This is a genomic window from Novipirellula caenicola, from assembly GCF_039545035.1.
In the GTDB taxonomy this organism is placed as follows: domain Bacteria; phylum Planctomycetota; class Planctomycetia; order Pirellulales; family Pirellulaceae; genus Novipirellula; species Novipirellula caenicola.
On sequence record NZ_BAABRO010000001.1, the window covers coordinates 861,289 to 884,397 of the forward strand.

The window sequence follows — 23,109 nt, forward strand, 5'->3', positions numbered from 1 at the left end:
GGTCTAAACCGCTCCCATTTCAAGTTGGCGTTTGACACACCGTCCCAATCGATTTCGGACTCGCTGCAAACGCTCGTAGATCGTGCTCAACCCTTTGCCCTCGGATTGGGCGATGTCATGAATCGAACGCAATTGGCGATAGTGTTCTTCGACGAGTAAGCGTTCGGGGTCGGGCAATTTTTTGAGACACTGTTCCAGCGCATGAATGCGTCGCTGGCGGGCTTCCAAATCGCTTGCGGCCTGAATAGCGATATCAACCAATTTTTCCGATACCACCTCGTTCAAAGTAAATTGAGGGCTGCGTTTGCGTAGATGATCGAGCACCTTGAACCGTGCCACTCCACATCCCCACGCCACGAAGCTTCCCTTGCTCGGGTCAAACTCCTCGCGTTTTTTCCAAAGCGTGATCGCGGTCTCCTGCAAAATATCCTCCGCATCTTTCAGCCGTGGAATCATCGAAAGGATGAACTGCAGCAACGGCCCCTGCGCCGCTGCGTAGGCCTTGATAAACCCCTCGTCCACTTCGCCTCTCGCCCCCATGGTGACATCCTTAAAAAACTTACAAGTCGAATCCGCCTATTGGTTTGTTTGTCATGGACCGTCGCTAATTCCGGACAAATCCTGGCAAGATTCCGCAAATTTGCCCTCTCCACCCCCGGCCGCCGTGAAGTGGATTTTCCATGACCTGCATTTTTCGCACCTCCAATCGCGTTATGGATTGGCGTCATGGCCGCACAACGCATTCTGACTACAATGCTGGCTTTTACTGCCTGCCTGGTGCGATGCACCGAAGCATTCGCCTCTCCACCCAACCGCTCGCCCGCTATGGAAAACTGGTACGATTATCCTCAATACTTTGACATGGTGTTTCGGGATGAAACCCAAGCCGAGGTCGAATTTTTTGAGCGGGCGTTCGAGCGATATCGCAGCGATTCTCCGACCACCAAACTGCTCGAACCTGGCTGTGGCAGCGGCCGCTTGGTCGCGGCAATGGCGGCCCGCGGCTATCAGTTGACCGGATTGGATTTGAACCAACCGATGCTCGACTACCTCCGCAAACGGCTCTCGCGGCGAAAGATCGACGCCACGTTGGTGCGGGGGGACATGACTCAAATGGAGTTTTCCGAACCTTTCCACGCGGCATTTTGCACGTTCAATACGTTCCGGCATCTGTTGAGCGAAGCGGACGCCGAATCTCATTTGCGATCGGTCGCCGACCACCTAGTCACCGGCGGCATCTACATTCTTGGGTTCCACTGCATTCCAATGGACGCGGATCCGGAAAGCACCGAGCGTTGGACCGCATCCCACGGGGGGACGAGGGTCCACGTGACACTGAAAGTCATCGATTTTAACCGTCGAAAACGCCAAGAAACGCTGCGAGCAAGCATCAAAGCACAAACCCGCTCGGGGAAAATCCATCGCATTCGCAGCGAATTTCCGCTGCGACTCTACACGATCACCCAAGCCAAAAGCCTGTTCCGCAAAGTCAAAGACCAATTCGAATTGCTAGCTGCCTTCGACTTTGACTACGACATCGACCATCCAAGGACCATGGACGACGATCTCGTGGACGCCGTTTTTATCCTGAAGCGGCGATAAATCGCGTCGTTGCCGGCATCGCTCGAATCGAAAAATTTCGCATCGCCTCGCTACCTTTGCCGGAAACCGGGGTTCATATCGGACAGGCATCTTGGATTCGAAACTGCGGTTCGTCGCAAGCTTGATCGCTGGTCACTTGAGCCCCCGAACCAACATGCTCTCCAGCAAACGAACTCGATTCGGTCCTGGAATACCGCGGCACTGAGATAGCACCACCCATGGTTCAGAAAAAGGAAAGTCTTCGTATGGTCCAAACCCAAAAACGCCGTTGGATTCGTGTCACGATGCTCGTGGGCACGCTCATGTTTGGATTGCCAACCGCGATGGCCTTTGCCTCCGACGAATCCCAGACGCTGGAAACCACACAGACCGAATCCGCCTCGTCATCGACTAACCAAGCAGAGCCAGACCTGAACGAGGTAGACCCGAAAGAGGTCGCCCCAAGCGAAACCGGCTCGAACGAGACAACTGCGACGAAGTATCGCGAGTTCGAAAGCACGATCGAGATGGAGGATTCGTTTTTGTTCCTCAACGGCGTCTACATTCCTCCTCCCGTCGAATTGAAGTTCAGTAACGCTGGAATTGAGGTCAACGGTCAAGTCTTTGACGAATACACCTTCAATCTCTCGCGTTACGAGGACGACCGTCGTGGATCGCGGTTTAGCTATGGATTCCGCGGTCGAGGGGAACGATCCGATTGGGGAGGCCGTGGTGACAGGGACTCTCGCGGCGAGTGGGGTTCGCGAGGCGGATGGGGTGAACGTGGCAACTGGGACGACCGAGGACGTGAAGGTTATCGCGAGTACCTACCGCGGTCGCCATTGCAGTCCTTAGCCAGCGACTTCAATCAAACCGGATCCGGCACCGTCGCCGTTTTCTACTCGGGCGAAGCGCCGATGCTGCTAGAGACCAACGAAGTCGGCTATGAATTACTGAAAGCTCTACTGGGTCGCGAAACGCCTTCGGAAGCCGAGTTGATGTCAGAAGTTTCCCAGAAGATTGACTTTGAACTCTGGCACCGACTGGTTCAAGGCTTCAAGATTTCTCCTGAATTCGCCACGCGAGCTTCCGAGAAGGTGCAACAGCTCGAAGAGGTCCACGAAACCAACGAACGCAAAGCGGCTGCGTTTATCTTGAGCCAACAAATTGCCTTTCCGCTCAGCATGATTGCGATGGTGACCGTCGTCATCGCGTTCGGACATCTGATGGCGAACCCTCAACAAATGGTTGCGATTGGCGACGATCCGTTGACGCTCGCCAATGCGAAAAAGGCTACGATTTGGTCGCTGACGATTGTCGGAGTGCTCTCGGCACTAGACCTCGTCTGGACGCTGATTGCACACCAAAGCGGTGCGATGCGAGAACTGAATCCGCTGGGCAACGGATTGATCCACGATCCGGTCCAATTGATCCTGTTCAAAATCACGATCACGGGACTTGCGATTGGCATCCTCTACTACCTGCACGAACAACCCTTGGCACGGCGAGCCACGTGGTGGTGCTGTCTAGTATTGACGCTACTAACCGCCCGCTGGTTGACCTTCAATTCGATGTTCCTGTAGTCCACTGATCGTGGATCCAAGCTGCATACGGCTGGCCGCGAAGCCAGCCTTCTTGATTGGCAGTATCGTAGACCGCGAGAACATCCGGATCGACAGTGGATCTTGAGGGCAAATCCTCTTCCGCCCTCCAGTGCGACCCACTATTGCCCGACGAAGCGAGACGGCTGGTTTAGTTCGGTGCTGTTCGAAAAAACTTCGTCATTCGAGTTCTGACGCTGGTGAAGTGGTTCCTCTGTAGTGGACGAGGCAACGAGTCCCGCCGCGCCCCGCAGCTGCCGGGACTCGTTGCCTCGTCCACTACGGCTAATGCTCGGACTCGTTGCCTCGTCCACTACGGCGATGGTGGCCTCCCGCGGTCACGGAAGCCTGGCATGGGGACGCAAGTCTTGACTGGCTGTTGATTTAGTCTCGCACGACGGACTTCCTAGTCCGTCCAATACGCTATCGACGGACTCGGAAGTCCATCGTACACCCCTTGCCGCAGGAAACTGCACTAAATCAACAAGCCGCCCGCGACTTCCGCTACGCCGAATCTGCGAACCGGCACCTACGGGCGAGGGTTGCTACGCGAAGCATCGTGTTACCGCGAGTGAACCGCTCCGGCGCACACGCTAGCTCCCCCACTCTGCCGCGGACAGCACAATCACCGGGGATAGACTGGGCCACCCAATGTTTGTCGCTTTTCTTGATCGTTGCGTTGGTTTTGACGAAACACCATTGCATCCTAAGGGTTCAATGGACAGGCAACCTTTGGCAATGTTCGCCAACAGGCCCGCTAAAAAAACAACCAACTTGGAAAAGGAATGACATTGATGCATATTGCATTGAAAGAACTGGCAATCTCCACCACGGCATTACTACTGATGACATCAGGTCAAGTCGTTAGTGCTCAAGACGACAATCAAGAAAAACCTAAACCAAAACGACCTGCCGCCGAAGCTAAAGCGGACTCGCACCCCGACGCTCCCAAACCACCACGTATCCGAGACAAGCAGGATTCCCCAAAGGGCTCCGAACATGCTCGCCCCGACCACAAACGAGGCGATCACCCGCAGGATGGCCGACCGCGACCCGATCATGATAACGCTCGTCGTGGCGGACATGGAGAACGTGGCGTAGGAGAACATGGACCGGGAGGATCAGGACGCCCTGGGTCCGGGCCACGACCTTCGCACGACGGTGACGTCAAACAGTCTCCACGAGACCGCATGCCCATGCCGCCTCGCCATGACGCCAAGCGTGATCATGAGGCCAAACGTGACAGCGTGAAAGATGCAAAGTCAAAAGACGAACGAGCAAACGTTAAAAAGGAAAATAGCCGCAAGGCATCCGCTCGCGGAAAAGAACGATACGCCGGTAAGCAAAACGTTGACCGAAATCGACGCGGAGGAAGACATGAACACCATGTTGGTCAACGTCAATCGGGCGATCGCCATCAAGGCCGCGTGCGTGGCGGCCGAGACCACGGCCATCAACAAGCTCGTCATCATCGCGGCGAACGAACTCGCGGCGGTTACGCGGTGAACCGTGGACCTCATGGCCCTCGTCCAACTGCGAGCAACATGCATCACGGAAAACGTGGCCCACAGCGTGGGCATCACGATGTCGATCGTCGTCGGGGCAGCGAATCGCACGACCGCTACGCAATGCATCGCGGACCTCAAGGCGACAAATCGGGTTCACGTGGCATGCGTGGCGGCAAACGCGGGCAACAACGTGATCATCACGGAGCGGGCCATCGCCGCGGCAGTGGTTCACGCGATCATGTCGCGATGCGTCGTGGCCCTCAGCAAGGCAAACCGAGTGGTCGCCAGATGCGTTCAAACGAAGGTGGGAAGCATCACGACGGCGGCAAAGCCAATCGCCACTTCCGCCGCTAACCCGATCGCGTTACGAATTGGAACCGACGGCGTTCGCGAATGCCGTTGATCGTGGTAGCGAAACGACGCGAAGCCCGTCCGGTTGGTGCGGGCAGAACGTTCGAATTAGACCGGGCGGCTCTATGAACCGCGTCGCAGCAGAACCAAATCGGCGGCCAACGTGACCGTCATGGCGGCCAATGATTCTAAACGAGTCTGCTGGGAATGCCGCACACCGCGGTACGTCATCGCCAACGCGTCGGCGATCGCATCGGTGTCCAAGTCAACTCGCTGTTGCCAGTGCTTGTGCTCGATAAACGTCAATCCAGCGGCGGACAACTCATCGACGGCCATCTGCCAACGGCTGCGTCGATGCCCCGCTTGCTGGACCTGCTCGCGAAGTTCGATCAAATCCTCTTCGCCAGGCACCGCGACGATACAGATGCCGGTCTCCGAGAGCACTCGATAAATCTCGGCTGCGGGACGACGCCCGAATAGCGAGATCACTCGATCGACACTCGCGTCGGCCGCTGGCAAGGTCCGGTCGGCGTTGGCTAACACCCAAGTTCCGGCAGGCCATCCCCGCGCGGCCAACTTGATCGCTCGTTTGGATAGATCGACGCCGCAGTAGCCGTCGGCTTCATCTGAAAAAAGCGCGGGACCGAATGATCCTTCGCCACATCCGAGATCGATCGTTCGTGGCACGGTCGTTCGCGGCACGGTCGCCGAATCCGATGACGCCGAATCGGCGATCCAAGGCCGCAGCGTTTCGATCAGTCCCGCAGCATAGCCACGCTCTAACCAGCGATGCCGAGCCAAAACGGCGGCGTCCGCATCGCCTGGATTTTTGGAGCGTCGATCTTGCGGCTGCAGCAGACTCCAGTAGCCTTCCTTGGCTCGGTCAAAATGGTGACCCGCAGCACAAAACAGACTGCGATCACGTGGTTGCAGCAGCTCTCGACAATTTCGGACAGTACAGCGAAGTTCAAACATCGCCCCATTCTAAGGCGATGGGCCCGCAGCAACAGGGGCAGTGGATCGAGCGATCGAGGGCCGCAGACGGCTGCCAAGCCATCGAACTCGGCTGACTCCAAATACTTTGCGTGGGAAGACCGTTGACGAGAGCGGAGGAAGTAACAAAAATAGGGCAATCTTCCTCACGGGGCGTGGCTCAGCCTGGTAGAGCGCTGCGTTCGGGACGCAGAGGTCGTGTGTTCAAATCACATCGCCCCGACTATAGAAATCCTTATCTTTGGCGGCTTCTCGTCGATCATTGAATACGTCATCTGTACGTTTCAATGCACGAATCAGGAGCCAATTCACGCCATGACGCCCAAAGCCTTTTTTCGGTAAGCAGACCCAAAGCCGGTATTCGTGTGATCGCGTCAAATTTCGGCACCGAAGACCCCTGGTGTCAGTCGCCGGAGCAGTCAAACAGGCCATAAACCCTGCGTCGATCCACTTGAAGGACTGAATACCCAACACAAGACCTGCCCCCGGCGAAGCCGCCCCTTCCATCCGCCACCTCTCCCGAGCGCACCACTTGATGAGGTCGAACGGCCCCACAAGGCCTCCCGTAGTGGATCTTGCTAAAGATCCCGCCCCAAAACGACCGTCAACCACTCTCCGCCGCCCCCATTCAATCACAACTCCGCATCACGGCAGTTGTTCACTCTCGTAGACCAAATGGCCAACTGCTCGGACAATTTGAACAGGAGCAAACAGAGTCACAAATCAACTCTTTCTCTGTTACCTCTCTTTCCTCCTGTTCAATGTTTTTCCCCCACTCGCGTCAAGTCGTCAGATTCATCCATTTTAGAATTTACAATTGTCAATTTAACTTTTTCAATTCTCACTCACTCCCCAACATCGCGGCAAGCGACTAGCAATCGCAGTGCGCAACAAGGGCATCAACCATCATCCCCAAGTCCTGAAAGGGGCGGCATGTTGTAGCCCACGGCGTGAGCCGTGGGTTACAACGCAACCCAGGAATGAAAGGGGCGACAGGAAAGACCGACGTCTACCGCGATCGGATGAGTTATCTTGCACTCGCGCAACCACAGCACCGTCAAAAAAACAGGCCCGCGAATCGACGCAAATCAACGCGAATACTTGCTCCGTCTCAACGCCCTCAGCCTAAGCCAAAATCCCGCCCCCACAACACCTTTCCAATCTTCACGCCGCGCATCAATTCCGCGTCTGTTCCGTCTAGCTCCACCCTCCGTAGTGGATCTTGCTAAAGATCCCGCCCCAAAATGACCGTCAACCACACCCAGCCGCCCCCATTCAATCAGACCAGATTCCCCCGTCGCAGACGCAAGCAACAGATGCGCGGTCTTATTTGAACAGGAGCAAACCGCGGGAACAGAGTTACAAGCCGCCTATTCTTCATCCTGCACTTCTTCCGAGCCCAGCACGGGAGAGGTCGGACGGGCCCTCAAGGCCTCGTCCGGGTGAGCGCCTGCCTCGGTCTTACTCGCACCCCACATCAATTCCGCGTCTGCTCGTCTAGTCCCACCCTCCGTAGTGGATCTTGCCAAAGATCCCGCCTTAAGTCGACCGTCAACCAAACTCAGCCGATCCCTTCAATCACGACTCCGCATCACAGCAGATGCCCACCTCGCAAACCTGAACGTAGATTGCGCGGATAATTTGAACAGGAGCGATCAGAGAAAACTGAGTCAAAAATCCCCTCACCTCCGTTATCTCCCTTACCTCCTGTTCAATACTATCCCTCGCTCCCGATCACCTCGCGATTCTTTTCTTCGCAGCAGCAAACCCATTTTTCAAACAATTTGATTGCAACGGCGATTCGGATCGCCAATAATCCGTTTTCGTGATTGCGGTGGACCTCAGCGGAGCGTCACCCAAGTAACCGAAGGTGCAAGCGGAAACAGCCTCCACTGTCTCTTCGACTTGCAATTGTCAATCTAATCTTCTCAGTCCTTCCCCGAGCCTACCTTCGTGGCCGCCTCCCGTCACGGGTCCGCGATCAACCGATCCAGCGGGCGGGCCACCGCTGATGCCGGATTGCGGTTCACGCGGCAATGCTCCACCGCCGCGCTGGGCAAGTGCGTAGCGGCGTAGCCACCGCGGGAACCAGGTTCGATCGTTGTCCGAAAGTCCGCTAGGGGACAGCACTTTTTCCTCAAATTTCAACACCGACATGATCGTCGACTCCTCGATGCTCTCGAGTGATAAAACCATATATCACTCGACTCATGATGCTACCGAGTGAGATAACTCAAATCACTTGACTCACCGAGTGATCTAAGGTCGAATTCGATGGTACCACCCGACTGACCCGGGGTTAAAAAGATAGTTATCTGAATGAATGGTTTGTTACTTTGGGCATCTCAAATGGTCTGGACCGTTGAAGATCAGACTCGAGCGTTTCTCTCGCAGATTAGAGACCGCAGTGCGCGCAGTGCTTTCTACGACTTAGTCAATCACTTCGATCTTGATTTTCTCCAATGCCTAGCTGACGATCGCGACAAAGTTTCTGAGATCGTTGATCGAGTCTATGCTTCACCTTCAGATTCTGACGACGTGCAGCGCATTTGGATAGACGGTGCGATGATCATGTTAGCACTGATCAAGGACAGGAGATGCCGTTGTGACATCCTGACGAAAGGAGTGCCAGCGAGCCCACTCAACCTCGAAAAGTCCCAACATATGCACAATGTTGATGCAATCGATTTTCACTATGGTGTATCCGTCACTGGGCGATATGATTGCGTTTACTGCGGACGTAGCTTCACTGTGTTCGAACGGCCTGGTTTTTCTGAACCTGAATGGCGACCGACAAGCTAGTTTTTCACGTGTGGCGAGACCGCAGATTAGATAACCATCGCATCCACCGAAGTCGGGCTTGCGTGGTTTTACAAATGGACAATTAACTTTCCCGACTCGGTGATGCGGGTCGTTCGCCGACTGACATTGAATCGTGACACCAAAATCGTTTGACGATTTACTGCTTCGCCTTGACCACGCTGGGATAGCTCCACGTGCATCGCTGGTTGGTTGCACGGAGGCTGAGATTGCTTCCCTCGAATCGAAATACGACGTGACGCTACCGGCGACGTATCGTACTTACTTGACGATGATGGGGCACGATTCGGGCCGCCTACTCACTCACGATCACTATGCCGCGACATATCCCTTTGTCTTGGACATGACTACCCAATGCCGCGAGGACCGCGACGAATTCCCCGATTGCGGATTGCCCACGCTACCGCCTGACGCTCTCGTGATCGTCGGTCGGCTTGGCGAACAATTCATGATGATTCGTTGCTCTGCGTCCGACGACTCTCCGGTATGGTACTTCAACGAATATGATGGCGAAATCAAACAGAGTTTCGGGTCTGTGCTTGACTGGTTAGACTCCCTTGCTGACGAAGCTGAGAATGCGATCGCCAACGGCTACTACGAACGGTTCCCGAACGGCACACGACCCTGAACTCAAAATGCGTCACACCATGCGATGCACCTGCGCCGGGCTTGCGGACGAACCTGCAATGGACAACTTTACTCTCCCCGCCCGGTGATGCCGGACGTTCTGTGCTATGGACACCAACATGCTCATTGATCGTTTGAAGGCCGTTCATCCCGGATGGGAAGAGTGGGATCGGCTAATGGCCCTGGTGACATCACTCGACTTTGAATTCATTGCTACCGACTACATGGGCAACTTCTACGTAGCTGGCAATCGCTTGTGTTTTTCCGAATTGGGCGACGAACCAACTTGGCCTGACTGGCTCCCGATCTACGTTCCTGCGTTGTACGGAATGAAAGCGGACGATTGGGAAATGTCCGGCGGCTACGCTGACTCGTTCGATGGTGAACCCGCCCGCAAAGGATGCGTGTTCAGTCCAGCCGGTAACGATGCAGACCTCGGCTATCCGCTGATCAACGTGCCGAACGATGTCTATGCCTTTCAAACGAATTCGGATGGCGCGGTTTTCTTCATCAGCAGATCACTGCGCATGCTATACCCAAACTCCGAAAATGAACGGTTCGAGGAACTGGATTCGCTCGAAGCTTTCACGCGCAAGACCATTCAGCAAGTATTGGACGGACACAGGTGGTTCGACGCTTACGTGGACCTGAAAGGTTCCTTGTTGGACTGAAACTATGCAACAGAACACACGATTGAACGAGAGCGGCGGCCTACGTCCGACCTGAATCAGCGTTTATTTGCCGCCGCCACGAAAACCGAATCTTTATCCGACAACCGTACGATGAATCTCGACCACACAGAACCGTTCGCGAATACAGAGTGGAGAGTGACATCAATTGAGACTCCCGCGATCACCACGCATGCCGTATTTCGTCCTTCCACTCCACCAGTCACTTTCGGCGTTAACGGGCAGATGCAGGCGGATCTGGTCACACAATTCATTCACGCTATCGAACACGCTGATATTCCAGTCGAGTCATGTGGCTCAACGGATCTGAAGCCGAGTGTAAACGGATTCGACAAGCTAGTTGCCGTGCTCGGAAGTGATAGGCATTTTCTACGCGGCTGGCACATTGACCAACCAGATTTCATTCATGTGATTCCTGTGTTTACCTGCGAACTCGATCCAGATGGTTGCTTTCACTACGACCGCCTCCGCGGCCACGTGAACGTGTTCGACCTTCATCGAGAACCCGAACCGTTTTTCCAATTCCAAATGCGTGGTGGAGCTTCTCAGTTGTGCGTAGATAAATGGAGATACGCACGACTCTCGGAGCTCAAATCATTTATCTCCGTCCTCAAAAACGAATCCGGTTCGCAGTTGCTGCTCAAAAACCGCGCCGGCGAAATACTAGAGTTTCCGGCTGAAGGGACTGGCTGGGACGACGTTGACAGCAGCGTGTCGGCTCACTTCCAACCCATCGAACAACACCACAATGCACCTGCGTTGCCATCCAGGCCGAATGTGAGATCAGCGTCGCTGGCGGCAACCCGGTGATTGTGTTCGTTCGTCGTGATTTCTTATGACTACCCGACGTTTCACGATTCGGTTCCTTTTAGTTGTAACAACGTGCCTTGCGTTTGTGATGGGAGGGATTGTTTACTTCAGGCGTCCAGTTCAGCTCCACCTTGAATTCGACGACATGGCGGTGCACGCAACTGCAACGCCAACCGGGGAAACGGACATTGAGATTACCGGTCGCATTCGCAACGTGGGGTCGGAAACCATTGACATCGCTTACCAAATCGTGGATTTCAAGACACAGTACCTTGCCGAGAAGGCCGGAAAGCGTCTGATCGCGGATCACTATCTTCCAATGAGCGTTACCAAGTACGCCGAGCAAAATGCACAGCTTCTGGCATCCGGCGAGAGTCTTGCTTTTCGTCACACACTTTCCATTCCGCACTCACAATTAAAGAACGCGGTGGCTCACATTGGCATTTCCGGATCTACCTGCGATTCCGTCTTATCATTTCAAAGGCGTGGTTACACAGAGAGCCCTCCGTGCACCATCGACGAACCATGAAATGCAGGGGCGAACCGGTAATGCTTTTTCTCGTCTGCTTGCAAATCTTTCGCCCGTCCCGCGGCATTTCTAACGTTCTTGCGGGATCGTGCACAGCCTATAGGGGTCGCAATCGTTGTTCAGGTCTCGAACGTTGTCTCCAGTTCACGGCGGCAGCAACATCGCATCAGGCGAACGTCACTCTCATGAAAACTTCCTGATAGTTCAAGCCTTCTCGTCGGACCGATGCGCGGTCGGTCTTAACCACAGATTTACACAGATGGACACAGATGTGGTTAATCGGGATTCGTATCTGTGTGGATCTGCGTCTATCGGTGGTTGCTAATGACGCCCGGAATAACCCGGCGCTAGATCGCTGCGTTTCCGATTCTTCGTTGTCGTTTGTTGCTCGAGACTATTTCGGACGCTATCCTGCGGTTTGTTGAGCCCCGTCCGACTGGCGATTCGTCCGCCACGCAAGCCTATCGCAAGAACCAGCGTGGTGCACCCGAGCGGCGGCAACGTGTTTTCGTGAGCACAAAATCGTGGGTCGCCGCCAGGTGACCACCAAGGTTCGCCGAACTAGCCCAGCACAATGACTACCACTTATCCGGACTACTGGACCGCTCTCGCGGACGAGAAAAGCGTTGGGTCGATTCAACGCCCCCCAAAGCCACCAAGCTCTCGGTTGGCGAACCCGTTTGATCGCTTGCCAAATGCTCTCGAGTCCAGCACGGAAACCGAAAAATGGACGAATGAGGTGGTGACCTGATTCCGGGCGCGCGAAAGTCTTATTGTTGACCTAGATGAATGGATTCAAATTGTGCAGGTGTCAGATAGCCAAGACTCGAATGCTTTCGTTCTTGGTTGCAGTAGCTGAAGTAGCCTCCGAGCTCACGACGCAGCAGCTCACTCGATTCTTGTTTCCGCCACGTCCATCAAACGCCGGATAGCCGGCGGGCAGGAAGACGAGTGGGGCAGGAAAATATCTAGATTGAAGCACCACTCGGCGGTATCCCATCTTTTTGCCCTACATGTTTTTGCCTTATTCACGAGCCAAGGTTGGCCTCGACATTAACATGCTGCATCTCGATCGAATCGTTGCTCCGCGACATCCACCAAGCGCCGTACCGCAGATTGGCAAAAATATGGAAGGCAAAAATATGTCGGAGCACAGAACCATCCTGCGGTATCCCATTTTCCTGCCCCTTACATTTTCCTGCCCAATTCTGTGAGCAACGCTGTCCCCGATGACACAACGCCGCGGCTCACTTGACTCGTGTTTCCACCACATAAACCAAACGCTCGATAGCCGGCGGGCAGGAAGATGGGATGGGAAGGAAAAGATTCAGATTGCAGGACACTCGGCGGTGTCCCATCTTTTTGCCCTACATGTTTTTGTCTTATTCAAAACCAACGCTTGCCTCGACAATAACATGCCGCAGCTCGATCGAATCGTCTTTCCGCGACGTCCACTAAGCGCCGTACCGCAGATTGGCAAAAAGATGGAGGGCAAAAATATGTCGGAGCACAGAACCATCCTGCGGTATCCCATGTTCCTGCCCCCTTCATTTTCCTGCCCAATTCTGTGAGCAGCACTGTCCCCGATGACACAACGCCGCGGCTCACTTGACTCATGTTTCCACCACATAAACCAAACGCTGGATAGCCGGCGGGCAGGAAAATATCTAGATTGAAGCACCACTCGGCGATATCCCATCTTTTTGCCCTACATGTTTTTGCCTTATTCAAAACCAACGCTGGCCTCGACAATAAAATGCCGCAGCTCGATCGATTCGGCTTTCCGTGGCATCCACCAAGCACCGCGGCGCAGGTAGGCAAAAATATGGAGGGCAAAACATGTCGGAGCACAGAACCATCCTGCGGTATCCCATTTTCCTGCCCCCCCCATTTTCCTGCCCAATTCTGTAACCAACGTTGACCTCGGTGACACAACGCTGCGGCTCGCTCTGTTCTTGTTTCCGCCTCGTCGACGATGTAACAAAGGGGTGGCGTCGGACCAATCCCCGCTGCCCCCCTAAAACGGATCGATCTCCATTGCGTAGCGTGTCATCTCTAAAACCGAGCTTGCCCCATGATAGGACCGTCGACGCCAGCGCGTTGTATCCTAACCGCTTCCGTCACGCTCGCACTCCGCTGGCCCCGGTCGTCGTGATCCGGATTCTTGCGTAGCGCTAGCCCGCCGATGACGAGGGCCAAAACGATTACAAACCATCCAAACGCGGTTCGTATCCGTTCGGCGGGCAACCATTCCGACAACACCAATCCAATAAGCATCCCCAGGAATGCTAAGGCGAAAAAGGCGAGCGTGATTCGCCAATCGATGTCTGTCGAGCGGAGCTGGCCGGCAAGTCCCGCGACGGTGTTCAACGAAATGATCGCCAGCGACGTACCGACGGCGCGTTTCGCATCCACGCCAGCGAACAGCACCAGCGCGGGGACAATGAGGAAGCCACCACCGACACCGAGAAAACCAGTCAGCACGCCTACAATAGCACCGATCAGTAGACACGGCCAAATGCGGCATCCCCGTTCACGCTGATCGTTTTCGCCCCGCCCCCACACCATTGCGATCCCTGCGCCCAACATGATGGCGGCAAAAATCAGCAACAGCGTCCGCTCGGAAACGAGTGCAGTCAGAAAGGATCCCGCATAGGCTCCCAACGCCCCAGAGACCGAAAACAGGACTGCAGCGCGAAGGTGGAAGTTCCCTTGCTGCCAATAGCGGACCGCCGCTGGCAGGCTGCAGCCGCCGACGACCACCATCGACATCGCGACCGCTTGCCCCACCGGGACCCCAAGGACAAAGGTAAAGATGGGCAGCGTCAAGATCGATCCGCCCGCCCCAAAAATCCCGAGCGTGATTCCGACGAGCAGCGCCAAGACGAGAGCGGTGATAAGCGGATCCATGATGACGCTCGTGAAAAAGATAGTTTCGGTAGCAAAAAACCGGGACGCCAAACGATCAACGAGGGCTGGGGCGGTCGAGGCCGTATGACACGAACGATGCCGACCGACTGCAAATGTGATACCTGATGGACGGCAACCGCTCGTCCAAAAATCGCTGTAAACGGAATGATGTTTGCTGCCATGATTGACAATCCCAAACGGAAAAAGATACGACGCGTCGATTGACGAGGCGTCCTCCGCAAAATCATTCCTTCCTCAACAAACTATTCACAAAGGAGTCCTCCGATGACGTTGGTATTTCAAAAGGTACAGACCGAAGGTATCGCACAACTCTCGTACTTAGTGGGCGATGACAGCACAGGGACGGCCGCCGTGATCGATCCACGGCCCAACGTCGACGTCTATCTCGAACTGAGCCGCGAGTACGGTGTCGCCATCACGCATATCTTCGAGACGCACATTCACGCGGATTTCATGAGCGGTGCACGCGAATTGGCATCTCGGCTAGGAACGGCCAAGATTTACGCCAGCGGCGAAGGCGACGCGAAGTACGATTTTGACGTAGAAAAGATCAAGGCAGGAGATTCGTTCAAGTTCGGTTCTCTTGTGCTGACGGTACGTCATACGCCTGGGCATACTCCAGAGCATGTTGCTTATGAACTTGCCGAGAAGGATCGTGTTGATTCGCCGTGGGGTGTTCTGACGGGCGACTCGCTGTTCGTCGGGTCGGCTGGACGGCCGGACCTGCTGGGCGAAGAAGAGACCGAAGAGCTGACAAAAAAACTGTTCTCCACGCTTAGGGATTACTACCTGAAACTGGATGACGGCGTCATCATCTATCCGTGCCACGGTGCAGGATCAGCCTGCGGGGCCGACATTGGTGAGCGGCCGATGAGTACGATCGGGTACGAACGGAAAACCAATGAATTTCTACAATACGATGACTTTGACGAGTTCAAGAAGTTTGTCGAATCAGGGGCGCCGCCTGTGCCTCAGCATTACCCGATTCTGAAAAAGGTCAATGCAAAAGGTCCGCAGGTCATCGGTTCGGCGCCTCCCATTCAAGGGTTACCCGCAGAGCAATTCAAAGCCGCTGTAGATAAAGGCGACGCACAACTTGTCGACACGCGGCAGATGTTGGCCTTTGGCGGCGGCCATATTCCAGACGCAATCAATATCGGTGATCGCCCCGAGATGTCGGTCTGGGCGGGTGACATGCTTTCCTACGACAAGCCGATCTTGTTGGTTGTGGAAGATGAATCGAACCTCGACTGGGTTACTTGGCACTTTGCCTACGTGGGGCTGACACAATTCGCGGGCTATCTCGCTGGCGGCATGAAAGCGTGGGAGAACGCCGGGCTGCCCATCGTAAACCTTCCACAAATGCCGGTTCAACAACTTGCGGAACAGCAGGATCGTGTGCAAGTGCTCGATGTTCGAACGTCTAGTGAATTCGAGAGTGGGCACCTACCAAAGGCCAAACACAAGTTCGTCTCGGAGATGCGAGGCGGGGTCAATGGCAACCTGAACATCAACCAGAAGGAACCGGTGGCAGTTTTCTGCGGCAGCGGCTATCGAGCCAGTTTGGCAGCGAGTCTGTTGCAGCGAGGCGGTTATGAGAAGGTTTACAACGTCCCCGGCAGCATGCAGGCATGGAAGAAGGCCGGCTACGACGTGCAAAAGTAGGAACAACCGCACTGGATTGCGGATCCAATGCAACGCGGCGGCCGCAGAGGCCCCGCGGAAGGAACCAGAGGCAATCGCTGTACCCACAAAGATGGATCGGGCAGGCAAATACTAAGAATGCCAATCCATCCTGCGGTGTCCCATCTTTTTGCCCTTCATCTTTTTGCCTTATTCACGTGCCAAGGCTAACACCGGTGAACTGACGTCGCGGATCTCTTGAATCGTCGCTCCGCGACATCCGCCGAGCGCCGTACCGCAGGTATGGCAAAAAGATGGAGGGCAAAAATATTAAGAAAGCAGGACCATCCTGCGGTATCACATTTTCCTGCCCCCTACATTTTCCTGCCCAATCCAGTAGCCAACGCTGTCCTCAGCAACACAACGCCGCGGCTCACTCGATTCTTGTTTCCTCGTCATCCACCAAACGCCGGATGACCGACGGGCAGGAAGATGAGTGGGGCAGGAAAATATCCAGATTGCAGCACCACTCGGCGGTGTCCCATCTTTTTGCCCTTCATGTTTTTGCCTTATTCATGAGCCAAGGCTAACACCGGTGAGCTGAAGCTGCGGATCTCTCGAATCGTTTCTCCGCGACGTCCGCCGAGCGCCGCACCGCAGGTATGGCAAAAAGATGGAGGGCAAAAACATTTAAGAAATTAGAGCCACCCTGCGGTATCTATTGTTCCTGCCCCCTTCATTTTCCCGCCCAATCCAGTGAGCAACGCTGTCCCCGATGACACGACGCCGCGGCTCACTCGATTCTTGTTTCCGCCTCGTCCACCAGTCGCCGGATAGCCGGCGGGCAGGAAGATGAGTGGGGCAGGAAAATATCCAGATTGCAGCACCACTTGGCGGAGCCCCACCTTTTTGCCCTTCATGTTTTTGCCTTATTCACGAGCCAAGGCTGACACCAGTGAGGTGATGCTGCGGATCTCTCGAATCGTCGCTCCGCGACATCCGCCGAGCGCCGTTCCGCAGGTATGGCAAAAAGATGGAGGGCAAAAACATTAAGAAATTAGAGCCATCCTGCGGTAACCCATTTTCCTGCCCCCTCCATTTTCCTGCCCAATCCAGTAGCCAACGTTGCCCTCGGTGGTTCAACGAAGCGGCTCACTTGATTCTTGTTTCCGCCACGTCCACCAAGCGCCGGATAGCCGGTGGGCAGGAAAATATCCATATTGCAGCACCGCTTGGCCGAGCCCCATCTTTTTGCCCTTCATGTTTTTGCCTTATTCACGTGCCAAGGCTAACACCGGTGAGCTGACATCGCGGATCTCTTGAATCGTCGCTCCGCGACATCCGCCGAGCGCCGCACCGCAGGTATGGCAAAAAGATGGAGGGCAAAAATATTAAGAAACCAGAGCCATCCTACGGTATCCCATTTTCCTGCCCAATTCTGCGAGCCAACGTTGATCTCAGTGACTCGACGTCGCCGCTCACGCGACAATGCGGTCGCCCAGCAGACTCACCAGCGGAACGAACTCAGAGGAATCAATCGAACCGCCCAAAATCGCAAAACGAGATGCCGCAAGTGGAAACCCAATCATTCCATCGTCGATGTTGGCAACACCCTACGGTTTGCGGGTTGCAGTGGAGTCGTAGGATACATTTCCGCAATTCCATCGCACCCTTTTCTCGATCCTCGGAACTCGTACCATGGCGGTCGGCCCGTCCATTTGGACATTGGTTCAGTGCGATGAACATCTAAGGGCCCTCAATGGTACCTGTCTCACTCTCTCTGCGATCCCAAGTCCAGCGGAATCGACCTCGTCCAGGAAATTGAACGTGCAAACAACTCACCTCAGCTCGCTAATTCGGTTTGTTCTGGCATGGATGCTTGGATCATCGATGCTCGGCGGTTCGGTGCTAACGGCCAGCGGCCCAGCATGGCCGGGGTTCCTCGGCGGCGACCGCGACGGCTGGGTCCATCATTTTCAACCGCCCGCCGAGTGGCCTGAATCACTAAATAAGAAATGGCAGGTTGAAGTGGGCACGGGATACGGGTCACCATTGGTGGCCGATGACCGCGTCTATCAGCACTCACGTCAGGGAGACGACGAAGTGCTGCGATGTTTAGAGCTGGCGACAGGAAAAGAGATCTGGACACAAACTTACGCCGTTCCCTTTCAAGCATCTTCGGGCGGTGAGCGGCATGGGAATGGCCCGAAATCGTCGCCCATCCTCGCCGACGGGCGCATCTTCACGATGAGCAGCCTTGGTGAGATCTCTGCATGGGACGCGAAGTCGGGCGACCGACTGTGGCACCGTGACTACCGAAGCCGTTTTCCGAAAAACCATCCGAACTGGGGTGCGTCCACTTCGCCGATCGTCGACGGCGATCGCGTGGTCGCTCACGTTGGCAATGACGACGAAGGAGCTTTGGTTGCGTTGCACGTGAAGACGGGCGAGGAAATCTGGAGTCAGGGCAGTGATGGAGCAGCTTATTCATCACCTTTGGTTGTCGAAATCCAAGGTGTCCGCCAAATCATCGACTGGAACCATCGTGCCCTTGTTGGGGTCGAAAGCCAATCGGGAAAGGCGTTGTGGGAATTCCCTCTTCCGAAATACACCAGCAACCAAAACATGCCAACGCCCACGTTCCACAACGGGCAAATTTTACTGGGAGGTGAAAATCGCGGCATTTACGGTCTGGAACCCGTGATCGAGAACGGCGAATGGTCGGTCAAGGAGCGTTGGTTTCAAAAGGATGTCGCCTTGGACATGAGCACTGCGGTGATCAACGGGGACCTGTTGTTTGGGTTCTCGCACTACATGAAGGGGCAACTGTTCTGCCTGGACACGGCGACGGGTGAAGTGCGATGGCGGGGGCCGGGACGAAGCGGAGATAACGTGGCGTTTTTGTCGATCCCCAACCATATCGTGGCACTCTTTGACAACGGAAAACTGCAAGTGATCAAGGCCACCGACGGGGATCTTGAAGAAGTCGCCAGCTATCAAGTCGCAGAAAGCTCCACATGGGCACCGCCCGTGCTGCTGAAACGAACGCTGCTGATCAAGGATAAAACGAGTTTAACGCTGTGGTCGCTCTAGGCACTGTCAGAGAACGCATCTGAGGCGGAAACTTGGTAGCGGAATTCGTGAAGAATTTCGATTTCCCAATGGGTTTTGCCATGCTGCTGAAAGTCTTGACGGCTTGTTGATTTAGTGAAGTTTCCTGCGGCAAGGGGTGTAGGATGGACTTCCTAGTCCGTCAAGGGTGGATTCGACGGATTAGGAAGTCCATCGTACGACTAAAACAACAAGCCGCCCGCGACTTCCGATACGGTTTTCAGACAGAGCCTGGCTGGATCGCCGTGGTGTGCGGCTTCGCGTCTCACGGCGATGTCCATCGACGGCGCGGCAGTGCTCCGCCGCACTACCTTGCAACACTAGAGAAACGCGTGGTTGCGGCGTTGCTGAATGGTGGGGACTTGTTGCCTCGCGTCCATTCTGTCTAGCTGCGGGGATTCGTTGCCTCGTCCACTACGTCTAATGCTCGGACTCGTTGCCCCGTCCTTTACGATTAACTGAGCCGCATTGGCGGTACGGAGCCCTGGATTACTGCTGCAACGCCTTCTCGAACTCGACGCGGAAGCGGTCAAACGCTTCGATTTGAGGCATGTGACCGAGCCCCTCCAATTCATACAGCTGACAATCCGTAATCTCCGCCGCAGTCTGCTTGCCGAGGTTTTGATACTGGCCCAATTCCCGCTCGACACCCGGCTTCATCCAACCACGGCCTGGTCCGGTTCGATCGCGAGTCCCGATAATCAGCCGCGTGGGAACTTTGATGTCGGCCCACTCATTGCAAACTGGTTGCGAGAAAATCATGTCGTACGTCATCGCGTTGTTCCAAGCGACTCGCTGCCAATCCGGCCCGTTGATCCAGCCGACGTGAATCTTCATCCATTCGTCGTACGCGGGTTCCCATTTGCCATCGTAGTAGTTCTTTAGTTGGTACGCTTTGATGTCCGCAGGCGTCTTATTGACCTCGTTCTGGTAGAAGAACTGAACGTCTTTGTACTGCACAAATTTCAAATAGTCTTCCAAACCAATTGGATTTACCAGAATCAAACGCTCAACATCGTCCTGATACATCAGCGTGTACCGAGTTGCCAACATGCCACCCATCGAGTGCCCGACAATGATCGGTTTTTCGATCCCAAGCTTCTCAATCAACTGCCGTGTGTTGTGTGCAAGCTGAGGAAAACCGAATTGGTAGTAGGCCGGCTTAGACGACTTGCCAAACCCGATTTGATCGGGAATCAGCACCGAGTAGCCTTTCGATTGCAGTAGCTTTGCTGTCTGTTCCCAATACGCTCCCGAAAAATTCTTGCCATGTAGCAAGACGACCGTCGGCATCGCATCGGAGCCCTTCAAGTGCATGTAGGCCATCTGCAGTGTTTGTCGCTGCGAGCTGAACTCAAATGTCTCGACGGAAAATGGATATCGATAGTCGTCTAGTTTGGCGTTGTAGGAAGGCGATTCTTGACCGACCGCCACAACCGACGTGAGTGCCATCACAAACAGACTGGCAAGCACGCATCGCATATTTTGATTCATCTGAAGTTTTCCTATTGCTGCACGTTCGAATCAAATCAAATGTAGACATTCCTAGTCACGCTCACCCAAACGTTCGGGGGGCCGTGTCGAGCATCGGAAGGCAATGTCCTTTTGAGTCTAATGCCCGCACAGGGATCCGTTCCGCCGCCGCGTCATTTTCGTTTTTTCTTCTCGGTGCATCGATTTGGTGCGTGCCACTTCATCGTGGGGGACTCGTTGCCTCGTCCACTACGATTAACGGAGGGGACTCGTTGCCTCGTCCACTACCTTGATCATGGCATATCGGAATGACACGCGAAGAAAAATTGGCGCGACCACTTTCGGCTCTGGTCGTCTGGATGGCGCGATGCGTCTGGCCTTAGCTGGACACAATGGCATCGATAGCGTCGCTGTGAAGGATGTTGCAATTTTCAGATGTCCACCAATCGTATCGAAACCGGTTTTGTTTTGCTCAAGCGTTGGCGGTCCGCGAGTCTGCATCGTCATTGAACTAGCGCGCCAGTGCCCTAGATCCAGATCGATGATGCATTGGCCACAACTTTCACGAAACGCACATCGAAACAACACACAACACGACGTCCCTCAAAATCGATTACGGAGAATGACCCTATGATGACCCGAAGAAACTTGTTGCAAGCAGGTGCGGCGTTGGGCGTTGGTTCGGCAGTCAGTGCGGCGGCTTCCGCGCAGGCACTGAAGTTCCAGATGTCCTCGGGCGAAGTCATGAAGACGAAAGGTCTAGTGGATACCACAGAGCCATTGCCAGTCAACGACGCCCGCGGCGACGGTCGATATCGCCCCAAATTCAGAATGGGCTTGGGAGGCCTTGCGGCAGGAAACGGTTTTAACACCGTATCCAGCGACGAAGAAATCCTTGGCATGCTCAATGCGGCCTGGGACTCTGGAATCCGTTACTTTGACACCGCGCCGTTTTACGGGCTAAGTCTGAGCGAGCGACGTTACGGTGACTTGCTTCGCAACAAGAAACGCGAGGACTACGTCCTGTCATCCAAAGTGGGGCGAATTCTTACGCCGTCCTCCGAACCACTTCCGAAGAAGTGGCATTGGGCGAACCCATCCCCCTTTCACTACAAGTATGACTATACGGCGGCGGGGACACGTCGCTCGGTCGAAGACAGCCTCCATCGCATCGGTGTCTCGTCACTGGACATTGTGTTCATCCATGACCTTTCGCCTCAGAACAGTGACATGGGCGACGATTGGATCAAATACTTTGATGAAGCGGTCGAAGGCGCCATGCCTGAACTGACAAAGATGCGTGAGGAAGGCATGATCAAAGCCTGGGGGTTTGGCATCAATTCACCGCATGCGATCTACAAGGCGGTTGACGTTGCCGATCCCGACATCTGTCTGCTGGCGCTGCAATACTCCATCCTGGAACACCAACAAGCCCTGGAAAAGACATTCCCGCTTCTCGATGAACGCGACATCTCGGTCGTCATCGGCGCGCCGCTGAATGGCGGATTTCTGGCGGGCCGAGATCGGTTCAACTATTCGAGCAAGATTCCTCCGGCGATGAAGGAAAAGTTTACCTCAATCGATGCGATTGTGAAAAAACATGGCATCGATATCAAAACGGCTGCGTTGCAATTCGCCGAGGCACCGACGACAGTTTCCGCGATTGTCCCAGGCGCCCGAACCGCTCAGCAGGTGAAAGAAAATATCGCCTCAATGAAGGTTCAAATCCCAGAGGATTTCTGGAGCGAGTTGAAAGCGAAAAATCTGATCGCTCAAGACGCTCCCACTCCCAGCGACGAGCCGGCACAGAAAAAAGGCCGCGGCTGAGTCATGTTGCCGCTGCGACGATCGAGGTTCGACGTTGCATCTACCGCTCCCAACGGCGATGACGTGCTGTAGATTTCCTGTCGTCCTTCGGGGGGGCCGTTTTCGGCATTGGTTCATCGGGCTCACCGCCGACACGACTTTCATTGCCCCCATCGTCGCGGCTCGGGAAAGGAAACCTGATGGGACGCTTCCATCCGAATGCTGGTGCCAATTTCGCGGTTAACGTTTAAACTTAGTTTTTAAACGTTGCACATTCGCCGAAAAATGAGAGGCACCGCCGAGATGAAAGTCATTGTAGATTTATGTGTCGTCCCGATCGGAGTGGGAGTTTCGGTCAGCAAGTACGTTGCGGAGTGCCAGAAGGTATTGCAGGAAGCGGGCTTGTCGCATCAGCTTCACGCCTACGGCACGAACATCGAAGGCAACTGGGATGACGTGTTCGCCGCGATCAAACGATGTCACCAACGAGTTCATGCCATTGGGGCACCGCGAATCACCACGACGATCAAAGTCGGCACTCGAACCGACCGCGAACAATCGATGCAGGACAAAATCGACAGCGTCAACGAACGCCGATCGTCGTAAGCGTTTACCAAGCGAAACCGCTCAAATCCGCGTCGCATTTCCATAGCCGC

General features: G+C 54.9%; 19 protein-coding genes and 1 tRNA gene. 14 read left to right on the plus strand and 6 right to left on the minus strand.

What is annotated here, in order from left to right; all coding sequences use genetic code 11:
• Window positions 1-3: 3 nt before the first annotated feature.
• Window positions 4-540 (minus strand): sigma-70 family RNA polymerase sigma factor, encoded by a 537-nt coding sequence (locus ABEA92_RS02860; protein WP_345682281.1) that lies wholly within the window; start codon window positions 538-540, stop codon window positions 4-6.
• 285 nt (window positions 541-825) lie between these two features.
• Here ABEA92_RS02860 and ABEA92_RS02865 point away from each other — a divergent pair, with 285 nt between their 5' ends.
• Both ABEA92_RS02865 and ABEA92_RS02870 read left to right on the plus strand, forming a co-directional pair.
• Window positions 826-1,602, plus strand: a complete 777-nt coding sequence (locus ABEA92_RS02865; RefSeq protein WP_345682282.1) for a class I SAM-dependent methyltransferase — start codon at window positions 826-828, stop codon at window positions 1,600-1,602.
• A 218-nt stretch (window positions 1,603-1,820) separates the two neighbouring features.
• On the plus strand, window positions 1,821-3,164 hold the full coding sequence (locus ABEA92_RS02870; RefSeq protein ID WP_345682283.1) for a DUF5658 family protein: 1,344 nt from the start codon (window positions 1,821-1,823) through the stop codon (window positions 3,162-3,164).
• A gap of 869 nt (window positions 3,165-4,033) precedes the next feature.
• Here the strand turns inward: ABEA92_RS02870 and ABEA92_RS02875 are convergent.
• On the minus strand, window positions 4,034-4,267 hold the full coding sequence (locus ABEA92_RS02875) for a hypothetical protein (protein WP_345682284.1): 234 nt from the start codon (window positions 4,265-4,267) through the stop codon (window positions 4,034-4,036).
• A 265-nt stretch (window positions 4,268-4,532) separates the two neighbouring features.
• Between ABEA92_RS02875 and ABEA92_RS02880 the strand changes: the two genes are divergently transcribed.
• On the plus strand, window positions 4,533-4,688 hold the full coding sequence (locus tag ABEA92_RS02880; RefSeq protein ID WP_345682285.1) for a hypothetical protein: 156 nt from the start codon (window positions 4,533-4,535) through the stop codon (window positions 4,686-4,688).
• 38 nt (window positions 4,689-4,726) lie between these two features.
• Window positions 4,727-5,044, plus strand: a complete 318-nt coding sequence (locus ABEA92_RS02885; protein WP_345682286.1) for a hypothetical protein — start codon at window positions 4,727-4,729, stop codon at window positions 5,042-5,044.
• 120 nt (window positions 5,045-5,164) lie between these two features.
• Here the strand turns inward: ABEA92_RS02885 and ABEA92_RS02890 are convergent, their stop codons facing one another.
• Window positions 5,165-6,016, minus strand: a complete 852-nt coding sequence (locus ABEA92_RS02890; protein WP_345682287.1) for a putative RNA methyltransferase — start codon at window positions 6,014-6,016, stop codon at window positions 5,165-5,167.
• 167 nt (window positions 6,017-6,183) lie between these two features.
• Here ABEA92_RS02890 and ABEA92_RS02895 point away from each other — a divergent pair.
• The 6 genes from ABEA92_RS02895 to ABEA92_RS02920 all read left to right on the plus strand — a co-directional run bounded on the left by ABEA92_RS02895 (window position 6,184) and on the right by ABEA92_RS02920 (window position 11,509).
• Window positions 6,184-6,257 (plus strand) — tRNA-Pro (locus tag ABEA92_RS02895).
• A 2,096-nt stretch (window positions 6,258-8,353) separates the two neighbouring features.
• Window positions 8,354-8,836 (plus strand): hypothetical protein, encoded by a 483-nt coding sequence (locus ABEA92_RS02900; protein WP_345682288.1) that lies wholly within the window; start codon window positions 8,354-8,356, stop codon window positions 8,834-8,836.
• 133 nt (window positions 8,837-8,969) lie between these two features.
• On the plus strand, window positions 8,970-9,482 hold the full coding sequence (locus ABEA92_RS02905; RefSeq protein WP_345682289.1) for an SMI1/KNR4 family protein: 513 nt from the start codon (window positions 8,970-8,972) through the stop codon (window positions 9,480-9,482).
• 118 nt (window positions 9,483-9,600) lie between these two features.
• Window positions 9,601-10,152, plus strand: a complete 552-nt coding sequence (locus ABEA92_RS02910; RefSeq protein ID WP_345682290.1) for a hypothetical protein — start codon at window positions 9,601-9,603, stop codon at window positions 10,150-10,152.
• Between the two features lie 111 nt (window positions 10,153-10,263).
• Window positions 10,264-10,980, plus strand: a complete 717-nt coding sequence (locus ABEA92_RS02915) for a hypothetical protein (protein ID WP_345682291.1) — start codon at window positions 10,264-10,266, stop codon at window positions 10,978-10,980.
• A gap of 25 nt (window positions 10,981-11,005) precedes the next feature.
• Window positions 11,006-11,509 carry a hypothetical protein gene (locus ABEA92_RS02920; protein ID WP_345682292.1) on the plus strand — a complete coding sequence of 168 codons (504 nt, stop codon included), beginning with the start codon at window positions 11,006-11,008 and terminating at the stop codon, window positions 11,507-11,509.
• Window positions 11,510-13,564: 2,055 nt separating this feature from the next.
• Here the strand turns inward: ABEA92_RS02920 and ABEA92_RS02925 are convergent.
• Window positions 13,565-14,419, minus strand: coding sequence for a sulfite exporter TauE/SafE family protein (locus ABEA92_RS02925; protein WP_345682293.1), 855 nt, complete (start codon window positions 14,417-14,419; stop codon window positions 13,565-13,567).
• Between the two features lie 285 nt (window positions 14,420-14,704).
• Here ABEA92_RS02925 and ABEA92_RS02930 point away from each other — a divergent pair, with 285 nt between their 5' ends.
• Window positions 14,705-16,105 carry a rhodanese-like domain-containing protein gene (locus tag ABEA92_RS02930; RefSeq protein ID WP_345682294.1) on the plus strand — a complete coding sequence of 467 codons (1,401 nt, stop codon included), beginning with the start codon at window positions 14,705-14,707 and terminating at the stop codon, window positions 16,103-16,105.
• A 1,097-nt stretch (window positions 16,106-17,202) separates the two neighbouring features.
• Here the strand turns inward: ABEA92_RS02930 and ABEA92_RS02935 are convergent.
• Window positions 17,203-17,325 carry a hypothetical protein gene (locus tag ABEA92_RS02935; RefSeq protein ID WP_345682295.1) on the minus strand — a complete coding sequence of 41 codons (123 nt, stop codon included), beginning with the start codon at window positions 17,323-17,325 and terminating at the stop codon, window positions 17,203-17,205.
• A 565-nt stretch (window positions 17,326-17,890) separates the two neighbouring features.
• Here ABEA92_RS02935 and ABEA92_RS02940 point away from each other — a divergent pair.
• Window positions 17,891-19,156: a PQQ-binding-like beta-propeller repeat protein gene (locus ABEA92_RS02940; RefSeq protein ID WP_345682296.1), complete on the plus strand. Its 1,266-nt coding sequence runs from the start codon at window positions 17,891-17,893 to the stop codon at window positions 19,154-19,156.
• Between the two features lie 507 nt (window positions 19,157-19,663).
• Here ABEA92_RS02940 and ABEA92_RS02945 read toward each other — a convergent pair.
• Complete coding sequence (locus ABEA92_RS02945) at window positions 19,664-20,668, minus strand: alpha/beta fold hydrolase (RefSeq protein WP_345682297.1); 1,005 nt, start codon at window positions 20,666-20,668, stop codon at window positions 19,664-19,666.
• 609 nt (window positions 20,669-21,277) lie between these two features.
• Here ABEA92_RS02945 and ABEA92_RS02950 point away from each other — a divergent pair.
• Both ABEA92_RS02950 and ABEA92_RS02955 read left to right on the plus strand, forming a co-directional pair.
• Window positions 21,278-22,474: an aldo/keto reductase gene (locus ABEA92_RS02950; protein WP_345682298.1), complete on the plus strand. Its 1,197-nt coding sequence runs from the start codon at window positions 21,278-21,280 to the stop codon at window positions 22,472-22,474.
• 282 nt (window positions 22,475-22,756) lie between these two features.
• On the plus strand, window positions 22,757-23,059 hold the full coding sequence (locus tag ABEA92_RS02955; protein ID WP_345682299.1) for an MTH1187 family thiamine-binding protein: 303 nt from the start codon (window positions 22,757-22,759) through the stop codon (window positions 23,057-23,059).
• The last annotated feature ends 50 nt before the right edge of the window (window positions 23,060-23,109 follow it).

Bases quoted from the DNA above. Each gene is read 5' to 3' on its own strand.
- ABEA92_RS02920 (WP_345682292.1), top strand. From the start codon at position 11,006: ATGACTACCCGACGTTTCACGATTCGGTTCCTTTTAGTTGTAACAACG.
- ABEA92_RS02885 (WP_345682286.1), top strand. From the start codon at position 4,727: ATGCATCACGGAAAACGTGGCCCACAGCGTGGGCATCACGATGTCGAT.
- ABEA92_RS02930 (WP_345682294.1), top strand. From the start codon at position 14,705: ATGACGTTGGTATTTCAAAAGGTACAGACCGAAGGTATCGCACAACTC.
- ABEA92_RS02955 (WP_345682299.1), top strand. From the start codon at position 22,757: ATGAAAGTCATTGTAGATTTATGTGTCGTCCCGATCGGAGTGGGAGTT.
- ABEA92_RS02945 (WP_345682297.1), bottom strand. From the start codon at position 20,668: ATGAATCAAAATATGCGATGCGTGCTTGCCAGTCTGTTTGTGATGGCA.
- ABEA92_RS02925 (WP_345682293.1), bottom strand. From the start codon at position 14,419: ATGGATCCGCTTATCACCGCTCTCGTCTTGGCGCTGCTCGTCGGAATC.
- ABEA92_RS02890 (WP_345682287.1), bottom strand. From the start codon at position 6,016: ATGTTTGAACTTCGCTGTACTGTCCGAAATTGTCGAGAGCTGCTGCAA.
- ABEA92_RS02950 (WP_345682298.1), top strand. From the start codon at position 21,278: ATGATGACCCGAAGAAACTTGTTGCAAGCAGGTGCGGCGTTGGGCGTT.
- ABEA92_RS02870 (WP_345682283.1), top strand. From the start codon at position 1,821: ATGGTTCAGAAAAAGGAAAGTCTTCGTATGGTCCAAACCCAAAAACGC.
- ABEA92_RS02860 (WP_345682281.1), bottom strand. From the start codon at position 540: ATGGGGGCGAGAGGCGAAGTGGACGAGGGGTTTATCAAGGCCTACGCA.
- ABEA92_RS02865 (WP_345682282.1), top strand. From the start codon at position 826: ATGGAAAACTGGTACGATTATCCTCAATACTTTGACATGGTGTTTCGG.
- ABEA92_RS02935 (WP_345682295.1), bottom strand. From the start codon at position 17,325: ATGAAGGGCAAAAAGATGGGGCTCGGCCAAGCGGTGCTGCAATATGGA.
- ABEA92_RS02915 (WP_345682291.1), top strand. From the start codon at position 10,264: ATGAATCTCGACCACACAGAACCGTTCGCGAATACAGAGTGGAGAGTG.
- ABEA92_RS02910 (WP_345682290.1), top strand. From the start codon at position 9,601: ATGCTCATTGATCGTTTGAAGGCCGTTCATCCCGGATGGGAAGAGTGG.
- ABEA92_RS02900 (WP_345682288.1), top strand. From the start codon at position 8,354: ATGAATGGTTTGTTACTTTGGGCATCTCAAATGGTCTGGACCGTTGAA.
- ABEA92_RS02875 (WP_345682284.1), bottom strand. From the start codon at position 4,267: ATGTCCGCCACGACGAGCGTTATCATGATCGGGTCGCGGTCGGCCATC.